The organism is Pseudomonas sp. FG6, from assembly GCF_057809015.1.
On sequence record NZ_JBMDJD010000002.1, the window covers coordinates 212,751 to 225,330 of the forward strand.

The 12,580-nt window shown below is 63.0% G+C and carries 9 protein-coding genes; 4 read left to right on the forward strand and 5 right to left on the reverse strand.

Annotated features, from left to right (window positions below):
- Positions 1–134 precede the first annotated feature (134 nt).
- The 3 genes from ACODSJ_RS02260 (at position 135) to ACODSJ_RS02270 (ending at position 2,815) form a co-directional block, all read left to right on the forward strand.
- Entirely contained in the window at positions 135–917 is a 783-nt protein-coding gene (locus ACODSJ_RS02260; protein WP_489100177.1) for a sulfite exporter TauE/SafE family protein, read from the forward strand.
- Between the two features lie 68 nt (positions 918–985).
- Positions 986–1,795 carry a prolipoprotein diacylglyceryl transferase gene (lgt, locus tag ACODSJ_RS02265; RefSeq protein WP_489100178.1) on the forward strand — a complete coding sequence of 270 codons (810 nt, stop codon included), beginning with the start codon at positions 986–988 and terminating at the stop codon, positions 1,793–1,795.
- Between the two features lie 48 nt (positions 1,796–1,843).
- Complete coding sequence (locus ACODSJ_RS02270; RefSeq protein WP_489100179.1) at positions 1,844–2,815, forward strand: thymidylate synthase; 972 nt, start codon at positions 1,844–1,846, stop codon at positions 2,813–2,815.
- A gap of 168 nt (positions 2,816–2,983) precedes the next feature.
- Here ACODSJ_RS02270 and cadR read toward each other — a convergent pair whose 3' ends face one another.
- Complete coding sequence (gene cadR, locus ACODSJ_RS02275; RefSeq protein ID WP_489100180.1) at positions 2,984–3,430, reverse strand: Cd(II)/Pb(II)-responsive transcriptional regulator; 447 nt, start codon at positions 3,428–3,430, stop codon at positions 2,984–2,986.
- An 85-nt stretch (positions 3,431–3,515) separates the two neighbouring features.
- On the opposite strand from cadR, the gene ACODSJ_RS02280 reads away from it, so the two are divergent.
- The gene (locus ACODSJ_RS02280) at positions 3,516–5,765 is read left to right on the forward strand and encodes a heavy metal translocating P-type ATPase (protein WP_489100181.1); all 2,250 of its coding nucleotides are present in this window, start codon (positions 3,516–3,518) and stop codon (positions 5,763–5,765) included.
- A 248-nt stretch (positions 5,766–6,013) separates the two neighbouring features.
- On the opposite strand, the gene ACODSJ_RS02285 is transcribed toward ACODSJ_RS02280, so the two are convergent.
- From ACODSJ_RS02285 to ACODSJ_RS02300, 4 genes are all read right to left on the reverse strand, one after another.
- A complete protein-coding gene (locus ACODSJ_RS02285) occupies positions 6,014–9,061 on the reverse strand; it encodes an efflux RND transporter permease subunit (RefSeq protein ID WP_489100182.1) in 3,048 nt (1,015 codons plus the stop codon).
- Positions 9,058–10,122: an efflux RND transporter periplasmic adaptor subunit gene (locus tag ACODSJ_RS02290; RefSeq protein WP_489100183.1), complete on the reverse strand. Its 1,065-nt coding sequence runs from the start codon at positions 10,120–10,122 to the stop codon at positions 9,058–9,060. The genes ACODSJ_RS02285 and ACODSJ_RS02290 overlap by 4 nt, the downstream gene beginning before the upstream one ends.
- On the reverse strand, positions 10,119–11,222 hold the full coding sequence (locus tag ACODSJ_RS02295; protein ID WP_489100184.1) for an efflux RND transporter periplasmic adaptor subunit: 1,104 nt from the start codon (positions 11,220–11,222) through the stop codon (positions 10,119–10,121). The genes ACODSJ_RS02290 and ACODSJ_RS02295 overlap by 4 nt, the downstream gene beginning before the upstream one ends.
- A gap of 434 nt (positions 11,223–11,656) precedes the next feature.
- Complete coding sequence (locus tag ACODSJ_RS02300) at positions 11,657–12,439, reverse strand: MetQ/NlpA family ABC transporter substrate-binding protein (RefSeq protein ID WP_489100185.1); 783 nt, start codon at positions 12,437–12,439, stop codon at positions 11,657–11,659.
- Positions 12,440–12,580: the final 141 nt, after the last annotated feature.

Here is a 12,580-nt window from a genome sequence, read left to right on the forward strand (position 1 = left end):
TGGCGGGATGCAACGGGTTGTATCCCGCCACTCTACCCAGACATCCCCCCGACATCCATCGCCTTCAGTAGAGCCCAAGGCCATGGATCCGTTACCATGCCGCTCTTGTTTCGGGGATGGGTGGGGAGACGCTGGTGGAATTTGTGCTCTATCTGCTGCTGGGCGCCTGCGCCGGGGTACTGGCCGGGTTGTTTGGCGTGGGTGGCGGGATGATCATCGTCCCGGTGCTGGTGTTCAGCTTCACCTTGCAAGGTTTCGACCCGCAGGTGCTGACGCACCTGGCCGTGGGCACGTCCCTGGCTTCGATCATCTTCACCTCGGTCAATGCCGTGCGCGAACACCAGCGCAAAGGCGCGGTGCGCTGGCCGATTTTCGCCTGGATGACCGTCGGGATCCTGCTCGGTGCCGGTTTCGGCGCCATCACCGCCGAGGCGATTTCCGGCCCGCACCTGCAAAAGATCATCGGCGTGTTCGCCATGGTCGTTGCCACGCAACTGGCCCTGGACCTCAAGCCCAAGGCCAGTCGCACCGTGCCAGGCAAGGCCGGGCTGACCCTGGCCGGCAGCGTGGTCGGCTGGGCGTCGGCGATCTTCGGGATCGGCGGCGGTTCGCTGACCGTGCCGTTCCTGACCTGGCGCAGCGTGCCGATGCAGCAGGCCGTGGCGACTTCATCCGCCTGCGGGCTGCCCATCGCCGTGGTCAGTGCAATAAGTTTCATGATTCTGGGCTGGCACGATCCGTTGCTCCCGGCCCATAGTCTCGGTTTTGTGTATTTGCCGGCGCTGCTGGGCATCGCCCTGACCAGCATGGTCTTCGCCCGCTTCGGCGCGCGCCTGGCCCATCGCTTGTCACCGCGCTTGCTCAAACGGCTCTTCGCCGCTTTGCTGTTCTGCGTCGGCTTGAGTTTTCTGCTCTGACGCAATCCTGGCTTAATCCCGAGGTGCCAGCGTCGCCCGGGTATTTTTGACGTTTACGAGGAATACCAATGCTGCCTTACCCGCAGATCGATCCGGTGGCCCTGGCCATCGGTCCGCTGAAAATCCACTGGTACGGCCTGATGTACCTGGTCGGCATCGGCGGCGCCTGGCTGCTGGCGTCGCGCCGGCTCAACCGCTTCGACCCGACCTGGAACAAGGAAAAACTCTCCGACCTGGTGTTCTGGTTGTCCATGGGGGTGATCGTCGGCGGACGCCTGGGCTACGTGCTGTTCTACGATTTGAGCGCCTATCTGGCCAATCCGACACTGATCTTCGAAGTCTGGAAGGGCGGCATGTCGTTCCATGGCGGCTTCATCGGCGTGATGCTGGCCGCGTTATGGTTTGGCAAGAAAAACAACAAGTCGTTTTTCCAGCTGATGGACTTCGTCGCGCCGATGGTGCCGATTGGCCTGGGCGCCGGGCGCATCGGCAACTTCATCAACGCCGAGTTGTGGGGCAAGCCAACCGACGCGCCGTGGGCAATGATCTTCCCGCCGTTCAGCGATCCGGCACAACTGCCGCGCCATCCGTCGCAGCTGTACCAGTTCGCCCTCGAAGGTGTGGCATTGTTCCTGATTCTCTGGCTGTTCTCGCGCAAGCCACGGCCCACCATGGCGGTGTCGGGCATGTTCGCGCTGTTCTACGGGATCTTCCGGTTCATCGTGGAATTCGTCCGCGTACCGGACGCCCAGCTCGGCTACCTGGCGTGGAACTGGCTGACCATGGGCCAGGTATTGTGCCTGCCTATGATCGTCGGCGGCCTGGTGCTGATCTGGCTGGCTTATCATCGCGCCCCGGCTGCGGCGGCCAAGGCTTAAAATTCGAACCCCGGGCGCTGGCCCCGGGTTCAAGGACACAGGTAACCCATGAAGCAATATCTCGATCTGGTGGCACACGTCATCGAGAACGGCACCAAGCAAGCCAACCGCACCGGCGTGAACACCATCAGCTTCCCCGGCGCCATGCTGCGCTATGACTTGAAGGACGGCTTCCCGGCCATCACCACCCGCAAGCTGGCCTTCAAATCCGCCATCGGCGAGATGTGCGGTTTTCTGCGTGGCGTGAACAACGCCGCCGAGTTCCGCGACCTGGGCTGCAAGGTCTGGGATCAGAACGCCAACGAAAACGCCCAATGGCTGGCCAACCCGTTCCGCCAGGGCACAGACGATTTGGGCGAAATCTACGGCGTGCAGTGGCGCCAGTGGCCGGCCTACAAGCAGATCGCGCTGAGCAATCCGGCGGCCATCGAGCAAACCCTGGCCCAGGGCTACCGGCAGATCGCCGAAGGCGAAGAAAACAGCCAGGCCTACGTGGTGCTGTACAAGGCCATCGACCAGGTGCGCCAGTGCGTCGACACCATCATCAACGACCCGGGCAGCCGGCGCATCCTGTTCCACGGCTGGAACTGCGCCCAGCTCGATGAAATGGCCCTGCCGCCGTGCCATCTGCTGTACCAGTTCCACCCGAATGTCGAGACCAAGGAAATTTCCCTGACCCTCTACATCCGCTCCAACGACCTGGGCCTGGGCACGCCGTTCAACCTCACCGAAGGCGCCGCGCTGCTGAGCCTGATCGGCCGCCTGACCGGCTACACGCCGCGTTGGTTCACCTATTTCATCGGCGACGCCCACGTCTACGAAAACCACCTGGACATGCTCAAGGAACAGCTCAAGCGCGAGCCGTTCCCGCAGCCCAAGCTGGTGATTTCCGAGCGCGTGCCGGAGTTTGCCAAGACCGGTGTGTACCAGCCTGAATGGCTGGAGCGGGTCGAGCCGGGTGACTTCTCCCTGGAAGGCTATCAGCACCATGCGCCGATGACGGCGCCGATGGCGGTCTAAAAGAATCCCGCCACGTCCCCTGGGTGCGGGCCTGTGGGAGCAAAGCTTGCTCGCGACGAACGAAAACGCGATCTACTGACGGATCGAGGTGTTTCCATCGCGAGCAAGCTTTGCTCCCACAGACTCAGCTCATAGGCCTCCGTGCATTCAAGATGGGCAGCAGGGCCTTCAATGCCCGTGACTGCGTCCCACATGGGAATGCTCCACCTCCGGCGCCACCGCCCCGCTCACTTCCAAGCGCTGCAAAATCCCGCATTGATCCGGGTCCGGCCCTTCGCCACAGCGACGGCGCAGGTCGATCAGTTGTGCCTGCAAGGCCAGCAGGCCGTCGATACGAGCCTTGACATGGAGGATGTGTTCGTCGACCAGCGCGTTGACGTTTTCGCACTGATCCTGCGGGCTGTCGCGCAGGGCCAGCAGGCTGCGGATTTCGTCCAGGGTCATGTCCAGGGTGCGGCAGTTGCGGATGAACGTCAGCCGTTCGGCATGGGCCTGGGTGTAGACCCGGTAATTGCCGTCGCTGCGGGCCGGCTCCGGCAGCAGCCCCTCGCGTTCGTAGTAACGGATGGTTTCGACCTGGCAGTCGGTGATTTTTGCCAGCTCTCCGATTTTCATAGCGTGACCTCCCTAACAGGTGCTTGACCCTATAGTGGCTACAGGGTCTTTACTGTGCAACAAGCACTTTTCACGGACGTAACCGATGAGCGACTCCCTCCACATCCACAAGCCCAACCACGATCACGATCACGATCACGATCACGATCATGGTCATGGTCATGACCACGGCTGCTGCGCCTCCAAAGCGGCGCCGTCCGTGGTCGACCTGGGTAAAGCCCCGACCGACGGCGCGCGGCTGAGCAGTTTTCGCATCGAAGCCATGGACTGTCCCACCGAACAGACGCTGATCCAGAACAAGCTGGGCAAGCTCGACGGCGTCCAGCGTCTGGAATTCAACCTGATCAACCGCGTGCTCGGCGTGACCCACGACTTGCCCGACGACGCGCCGATCATCAAGGCCATCGAGTCCCTGGGGATGCAGGCCGATCCGCTGACGCCTGGCCATACCAAGGCAAGCAACAACCTGCCTCCAGCAGCCAAGCCCTGGTGGCCACTCGCGCTGTCCGGCGTGACCGCGTTCGCTGCCGAGGTCATCCACTTCACCAATGCCGCGCCGAACTGGGTGGTCGCACTGGTGGCGCTGGTGTCGATCCTCAGCGGTGGCCTGGGCACCTACAAGAAGGGCTGGATCGCCCTGAAAAACCTCAATCTGAACATCAATGCGCTGATGAGCATCGCCGTGACCGGTGCCGTGCTGATCGGCCAGTGGCCGGAAGCGGCGATGGTGATGTTCCTGTTCACCGTGGCCGAATTGATCGAAGCCAAATCCCTCGACCGGGCGCGCAACGCCATCAGCGGCCTGATGCAGATGGCCCCGGAACAGGCCACCGTGCAACAGGCTGACGGCACCTGGCAGGTGCAGGAGGTCAAGGCCATCGCCCTCGGCGCTCGGGTACGGGTCCGTCCCGGCGAGCGCGTAGGCCTGGACGGTGAAGTGGTTGCCGGTCGTTCGACCATCGACCAGGCGCCGATCACCGGCGAGAGCCTGCCAGTGGAAAAAACCGTGGGTGACAAGGTCTTCGCCGGCACCATCAACCAGGCCGGCGAACTGGAATACCGGGTGACCGCAGCAGCCGACCACTCCACCCTGGCACGGATCATCCATGCCGTGGAACAGGCCCAGGGGGCCCGGGCGCCGACCCAGCGCTTCGTCGACCGCTTCTCGGCCATCTACACCCCGGCGGTGTTTGTCCTGGCCCTGGCGGTGGCCGTCATCGCGCCGCTGTTCATGGGCGCAGCGTGGTTCGACTGGATCTACCGCGCATTGGTCCTGCTGGTGGTGGCCTGCCCTTGCGCCTTGGTGATTTCAACGCCGGTGACCATCGTCAGCGGTCTCGCCGCCGCTGCGCGCAAAGGCATCCTGGTCAAGGGCGGCGTGTACCTGGAAGGCGGCTACAAGCTCGACTACCTGGCCTTGGACAAGACCGGCACGATTACCCACGGCAAGCCGGTGCAGACCGATTACCTGGCGCTGGACCCAAGCGTGGAAACCAGCGCCCCGGCTCTGGCCGCGAGCCTTGCTGCCCGCTCCGACCATCCAGTGTCGAAGGCGATTGCCAACGCGGCTGTGGATAAGCAACTGCCCCTGCAGGTTGTGGATAACTTCACGGCGCTGGCCGGGCGCGGCGTGCGCGCAGACATCGACGGCCAGACTTATCACCTGGGCAATCACCGCCTGGTGGAAGAGTTGGGCCTGTGTTCTCCCGAAATGGAAGAAAAACTCTTCGCCCTGGAAAAACAAGGCAAGTCCGTGGTGCTGCTGCTCGACGGCACCGGCCCCTTGGCGCTGTTTGCCGTGGCCGACACGGTGAAGGACTCCAGCCGCGACGCCATCCAGCAGTTGCATGAGCTGGGCATCAAGACCCTGATGCTCACCGGCGACAATGCCCACACCGCCGACGCGATTGCCGCGCAGGTGGGCATGGACCAGGCCCGCGGCGATCTGTTGCCGGAAGACAAGCTGCAAGCCATCGAAGACCTGTACGCCCAAGGGCATCGGGTCGGTATGGTGGGCGACGGCATCAACGACGCCCCGGCCCTGGCCCGCGCCCAGATCGGCTTCGCCATGGCGGCGGCCGGCACCGACACGGCCATCGAGACCGCCGATGTCGCCCTGATGGACGATGACCTGCGCAAGATCCCGGCCTTCATCCGCCTGTCGCGCCAGGCGTCGAGCATCCTCAAGCAGAACATCGCCCTGGCCCTGGTGATCAAGGCGATCTTCCTGGGGGTGACCTTTACCGGGTTCGCCACCCTGTGGATGGCGGTGTTTGCCGACATGGGGGTGAGTTTGCTGGTGGTGTTCAATGGGTTGCGGTTGTTGCGCAAGTAAAGATCTGCGGTGACTGGGCGGGCCTCATCGCGAGCAAGCTTTGCTCCCACAGAGGACCCAGGGGGAATTCAAATTCTGTATTCACAACGATCTGCTGTGGGAGCAAAGCTTGCTCGCGATGGGCTGCGCAGCAGCCCCAAAAAGGGCAACCTCACTCCGCCTGACACACCGAGTTGGCAGCCTTTTGGGGCCGCTTCGCAGCCCAGCGGGAGCAAGCTCCCTCGCCACGGTGAAAAGCACTCGCCCCTTCAATCACGCTTGGGTTCGCGGATCTTGTACCAGGCCACATACAGCGCCGGCAGGAACAGCAACGTCAGCAGGGTGGCGATGATGATCCCGCCGATCATCGCGTAGGCCATTGGCCCCCAGAACACTTCCCGGGCGATGGGGATCATCCCCAGGCTCGCCGCGGCTGCCGTCAGCAGGATTGGCCGGCGCCGGTGTTCGGTGGCTTCGACCACCGCATCCCAGGGCTCGTACCCGTCACGCTCGTACTCGTCGATCTGGGTCACGAGGATCACCGAGTTGCGGATGATGATACCGATCAGCGCCAGGATCCCGAGGATCGCCACGAAGCCCATGGGCGTGCCTGTCGGCACCAGCGCCAGCACCACGCCGATCAACCCGAGGGGCGCAACGCTGGCCACCAGGAACAGTTTCTGCACGCTGTGCAGCTGGATCATCAGGAAAGTCGCCATCAAGAACAGCATCAACGGCACGACACTGGCGATCGGCCCCTGGGCCTTGCTGCTCTCTTCCACAGTGCCGCCCGTGGCGACCTTGTAGCCCGCCGGCAGGCCTGCGGCGAACTTGTCGATTTCAGGTTGCAGCTGCCTGACCAGGTCCGTGGGCTGGATCTCGTCGCGCACGGCGGCCTTGATGGTGATGGTCGGCTTGCGGTCGCGGCGCCATACCAGCGGTTGCTCCAGTTCGTAACGTACCGTGGCGAATGCCAGCAGCGGAATCGAGATGCCGCCCGGGCTGACGATCTGCAGGTTCTGCAGGGTCTGCGGCGAACCGCGCTCGGCATCTTCGGCACGGCCGACCACGTCGATCAGGTAAATGTCGTCGTTGACCTGGGTCACGGTCGAGCCGCTGACAATGCTGTTCATCAGCCTGGCCACGTCATCGGAAGAAAGGCCCAACTGCCGCGCCTTGTCCTGGGCGATGTCGATACGCAGCACCTTGCCCGGCTCGTTCCAGTCATAAATGATCTCGCCGATGTGCGAGTTCTTGTCCAGTTCGGTGGCCAGGTCGATCGCATGCTTGCGCACCTGGTCGATGTCCTTGCCGCTGACCCGGTACTGCATCGGCCGACCGACCGGCGGGCCCATTTCCAAGGCCTGGACGAAGCTGCCGATGCCAATGAAGTCCTCGCGCAGACGTTTTTGCAGACGCTCGGTGAGGACCGCGCGCGACGCCAGGCCTTTGCTGACGATCACCAGTTGTGCGTAATACGGGTTCTGCAATTGCTGGTCCAGCGGCAGGTAGAAACGGATCGCGCCTTCGCCGATATAGCTGCTCCAACGCTCGATGTCCGGGTCGCCCTTGAACGTGGCTTCCAGGCGATCGACCGCCTTGCGGGTTTCGTCCATCGAAGCGTTTTGCGGCAGGTTGAGGTCCACCAGGATCTCCGGGCGATCCGAGGACGGGAAGAACTGGTTCTGCACGAAACGCATGCAGAACACCGAGAGGGCGAACAGCAGCACCGTGATCCCGATGGCCCACCAGCGATTGCGCATCGCCCACAGCAGGCCACCATTGAACACCCGGCCGATCCGTCCCGGTTCGGCGCTGTGGGGTTTGATGTTGCTGCTCAGGATGTGCACGCCAATCACCGGGGCGAACAACACGGCCACGATCCACGACACCAGCATCGCCACCGCGATCACCGCGAACAGGGTAAAGGTGTACTCGCCGGCGGAACTGGCGTTCAGGCCGATGGGCACGAAACCGGCCACGGTCACCAGGGTCCCGGTGAGCATCGGGAACGCCGTCGAGGTATAGGCGAATGTCGCGGCCTGATCCTTGCTGTCGCCTTTTTCCAGGCGCGTGACCATCATCTCGACGGTGATCATCGCATCGTCCACCAACAGGCCGAGGGCGATGATCAACGCACCGAGGGAAATCCGCTGCATGGTGATGCCGCTGTATTCCATGAACAGGAAGACCATCGCCAGCACCAGCGGAATCGAGCAGGCCACCACCAACCCGGCCCGCATGCCGAGGCTGACAAAACTGACCACCAGCACAATGACCACCGCCTCGAACAAGGCGCTGGTGAAGCCCCCGACCGCTTCCTTCACCACCTCAGCCTGATCCGACACGGTGTGCACGCCCACGCCCACCGGCAGGTCGGCAGTCAGTTCGGTCATGCGCGCATGCAACACCTTGCCAAAGTCCTGGATATTGCCCCCCTTCTTCATCGCGATGGCGAGCCCGATGGCCGGCGTGCCGTTGAAGCGGAACATCGGCGTGGCGGGGTCGACGTAGCCGCGGCGGATGTCGGCGATGTCAGCCAGTCGATAGAAGCGGTCATTGAGCCGCAGGTTGACGTTGGCCAGGTCTTTTTCCGACTGGAACTGCCCGGAGGTGCGCACGGAAATCCGCTCGGGCCCGGCATCGATCACCCCCGCCGGGGTCACGGCGTTCTGGGTTTGCAGGCTCTGCACCACCTGGCGCTGGTCGATCCCCAGCGCAGCGAGTTTGCGCGTGGAGAAATTCAGGTACAGCACTTCGTCCTGTTCGCCGATCATCTCCACCTTGCCCAGGCCGGGCACATCGCGGACCTCGGCGCGGACCTGTTCCACGTAGTCGCGCAACTGGCGCATCGACAGGCCATCGCCCGTGAAGGCGTACACCGAACCGTAGACATCGCCGAACTCGTCGTTGAACCCGGGCCCTTGCAAGCCGTCCGGGAAATCGCCGCGAATGTCGTTGATCTTCTTGCGTACCTGGTACCAGATCTCGGGGATTTCCTTGGCCCCGGTGGTATCGCGCAGGTACACGAACACCGTCGATTCCCCCGGCCGGGTGTAGCTTTTGACGTAGTCGAGGGAGTCGAGCTCTTCGAGTTTCTTCTCGATGCGGTCGGTGACCTGCTTGAGGGTTTCCTCCTGGGTCGCACCGGGCCAACGGGTCTGGATGACCATGGTCTTGATGGTGAACGAGGGGTCTTCTTCGCGCCCCAGGTTCATGTACGAAAACACACCCATCAGCAACGCGACGAACATCAGGTACCAGACGAACGACTGATGCCGCAGGGCCCATTCGGATAGATTGAAAGGCTCCTTCATCGTGCGTCCTCGTCAAGTTTCACTTTCTGCCCCGGCTGGAGGCTGTTCACCCCGGCGCTGACCACTCGATCACCGGCCTTGATGCCATTGGCCACCAACACCGAGTTGGCCGAACGCTCGATAATCCGCACGTCACGGGGCGAGACCGTCTGGCTCTGCGGGTCGATCAGCCAGATCCGCGCCTTGCCATCGACTTCTTGCAGCGCACTGAGGGGCAACTCGATGCGCGGTTCGATGGCCGAGCTCAGGGTGACGCTGATGGCCGTGCCCAAATGAAAGCCAGGCGGGGTATCGGTCAATGTCAGGCGAGCGCGGCGGGTGCGGGTGGCGCTTTGGGCCAGGGGCTCGATCTCGCGCACAATGGCGGTGGTGTGCAGGGTCGGGTCCAGTTGCGCGGCGACCTCGAACACCACGTCGTCGGGCAGGCGCTCGACCAGGCCGGCCGGCAGGTCGATCACGGCTTCCTTGATGTCCGGCCGGGCCAGCGTCACCACCTGCTGGCCGGCGCTGACCACTTGCCCGGCCTCGGCATTCCAGGCGGTCACGACGGCGTCATGGTCGGTGCGCAATTCGCTGTAGTTGAGTTGGTCCCGGGCCCGCGCCACCGCCGCCCTGGCCTGTTCAAGCGCGGCGGCGGTGGTTTGCAGGTCGGTGTGGGCGATGTCCAGTTGCGCCTGGGCACCGACCCCGCGATCGAACAGTTCCTGCTGGCGCCGGGCATTGGCCTGGGCATTGATGTACTGCGCCTCGACCCGCGCCTGATCACCCTGGGCTGCGCGCAGCTGGTTCTGTTGATCGGTCGGATCGAGGGTGGCGAGCAAATCGCCCTTCTTCACCTGCGCGCCGACATTGACGTTGCGGCTGGCGATCCGCCCCGGTACGCGAAAACCGACGTTGCTTTCGAAGCGCGCCTGGATATTGCCAGCGAACCGCCCGAGCGCCTGCTGGTCGAGCGCCCGCACTTCAACCGACAACACCGGACGCACCGGTTCGGGCGCCGCTTCTTCCTTGGAGCACGCAACCAGCAAAAGGCCGATCGAGGCCATCCATAAACGCTTCATGGCTGGGCCCCTGGCGCGGATTTTTCGGAGCTGTTGCCAGCGATCTCGACACGTACGCCGGGGTGCAGCAACTGCCCGCCAGCGGTGACGATCTTCTCCCCGCCCTGGAGGCCTTCACTGATGACCACCTTGCCCGTCAGGTATCGGCCGATGGTGACTGTGCGCAACTGCGCCCTGCCCTCGCCGTCCACCAGCCACACGGCCGGGTCGCTGAGGTTCTTGGTCAATGCCGACCACGGCAGTTCGACGGCGGTCTTGCCCGCGGATTTGGCGGTGGCGCTGACCACCGAGCCCAGGCGCATGCCTTCGGGCAGATCGTTGAGGCTGACCTTGACCTGCACGGTCCCGGTCTGGGCAGACACCGCCGGGGTGATCTCGCGCACTTTGCCGGTGGTCCGGACGCTGGGGTCGTCCAGCAAGCTGATGGTGATCGCCGGGGCCGAGGGCGGTTCGCGCAACAACGATTCGTAGATGTTGAACACCGCATCACGCTCACCGTCGCGAGCCAGGCTGAAGATCGGCTCGGTGGCCTGCACCACCTGGCCGACCTCGGCCTGGCGCGCCGTGATAATCCCCGGCGCCTCGGCAATCAGCGCGGTGTAGCTCAGTTGTTCACGGGCGTTGGCCAACTGGGCCTGGGCCGCGCTCAGCGCACTCTGGCTGCTGCGCAACTGGGCCTGGGCGGTGTCGTATTCACTTTGGCTGGTGTAGCCCTTGGGCAGGAGTTTCTGCTGGCGCACGAACGCCGCCGCGCTCTGCTTGACCCGCGCCTGCTCGGCGGCCACCTGCGCTTCGGCGGAATCGACATCGGTCTGCAAGTCCCGAGGATCGAGCCGGGCCAGCACCTGCCGGGCCGAAACCCGGTCACCGACATCCACCTTGCGCTCAATGATCTTGCCGCCCACGCGAAACGACAGATCGGCCTGCACCCGCGCCTGGACATCACCGGTCAAGGTCACCGAGGCGGCGTATTCGCTGGGCACGGCTGACTGAACGAAAACCCGTGGCAAGGCTTTCTCCCCGGGCTTGTGCTCACCGCACCCGGCCACCGCCACACACAACCCCAGGCCAACGAGCAGTTTGATTGGAAAAACAGCCATGCCGACTCCTTCGCGCCATACGTACCTGTGACGATACGAATGTGAGCTTAGAACAGCGATTCAGCACACGCGCAGGATTACCACGGGCCACCGTCATTCGGACTCAGGGGTACAGGCGGCTGGATAGACGGTATTTGCAGAGGGTGAATAAGCAGGCTACTTTGCACTGGAGCTGCAGGGCGAGTTTTGTGTTTCCACGGACCGCACCAAGGAACGGCAGCCGATGGCCGATACCCGGCCACCCCTCACAAGGACGAGAACATGACCGACGAAAAAGCACCGCAGCGACTGGAACCGCAGGAAGTGTTGAAGTTGCTGGTAGCGTTGAGCAGGGCGTTGAAGACCCGGGTGGTCTGAGGGCTTTTGTGGCGAGGGGATTGAACGTTCGTTGATGTGTGGGAGTAAAGCTTGCCCCCACACATCACCTGAGCGAATCAGAACGCCGGCAGGACCGCGCCGCTGTATTTCTTCTCGATGAACGCCTTCACTTCAGGGCTGGTCAGGGCCTTGGCCAGTTTCTGGATGGCCGGGCTGTCCTTGTTGTCAGGACGGGCCACCAGGAAGTTGACGTAAGGCGAATCGGAACCTTCGATCACCAGTGCGTCCTTGGCCGGGTTCAGACCCGCTTCCAGGGCATAGTTGGTGTTGATCAGGTCCAAGTCGACCTGGTCCAGAACGCGCGGCAGCATGGCCGATTCCAGTTCCTTGAACTTGAAGTCATGGGGGTTCTTGGCGATGTCCTTCGGGGTCGCCAACGCGTTTTTCGGGTCTTTCAATTCGATCAGCCCGGCCTTTTGCAGCAGCAACAAGGCGCGGCCGCTGTTGCTGCCTTCGTTGGGCAGGGCGATGGTCGCGCCGTTTGGCAGATCAGCCAGCTTCTTGTACTTCTTCGAGTAGCCCCCGAACGGTTCGACGTGGACACCGACCACGGTCTCCAGATGAGTGCCTTTGCCTTCGTTGAAGTTTTTCAGGTACGGCAGGGTCTGGAAGTAGTTGGCGTCCAGGCGCTTCTGGTCCACTTGCACGTTGGGCTGAACGTAGTCGGTGAAAACCTTGATCTGCAGGTCCACGCCTTCTTTGGCGAGGGTTGGCTTGATCAGCTCGAGGATTTCCGCGTGGGGTACCGGGGTGGCCGCCACCACCAGTTTTTCCGCGGCCTGGGCCAGGCCAGAGGTCAGGGCTGCCGCCAATGCGGTGAACAACAGAACCTTTTTCATGCAGTGTCCTTATCGAAAATCACTGTCGTCATGGACGACGGCCTAAGAGAGAGTGCCAGCGAAGTGCTATCGGTGGCGTGAGGGGGACGATACCGGGATTTTTTATTCCTTAACAATATCTTTTATTCAAGTTCATATTCA

Bases quoted from the DNA above. Each gene is read 5' to 3' on its own strand.
- lgt (WP_489100178.1), top strand. From the start codon at position 986: ATGCTGCCTTACCCGCAGATCGATCCGGTGGCCCTGGCCATCGGTCCG.
- ACODSJ_RS02270 (WP_489100179.1), top strand. From the start codon at position 1,844: ATGAAGCAATATCTCGATCTGGTGGCACACGTCATCGAGAACGGCACC.
- cadR (WP_489100180.1), bottom strand. From the start codon at position 3,430: ATGAAAATCGGAGAGCTGGCAAAAATCACCGACTGCCAGGTCGAAACC.
- ACODSJ_RS02280 (WP_489100181.1), top strand. From the start codon at position 3,516: ATGAGCGACTCCCTCCACATCCACAAGCCCAACCACGATCACGATCAC.
- ACODSJ_RS02285 (WP_489100182.1), bottom strand. From the start codon at position 9,061: ATGAAGGAGCCTTTCAATCTATCCGAATGGGCCCTGCGGCATCAGTCG.
- ACODSJ_RS02290 (WP_489100183.1), bottom strand. From the start codon at position 10,122: ATGAAGCGTTTATGGATGGCCTCGATCGGCCTTTTGCTGGTTGCGTGC.
- ACODSJ_RS02295 (WP_489100184.1), bottom strand. From the start codon at position 11,222: ATGGCTGTTTTTCCAATCAAACTGCTCGTTGGCCTGGGGTTGTGTGTG.
- ACODSJ_RS02300 (WP_489100185.1), bottom strand. From the start codon at position 12,439: ATGAAAAAGGTTCTGTTGTTCACCGCATTGGCGGCAGCCCTGACCTCT.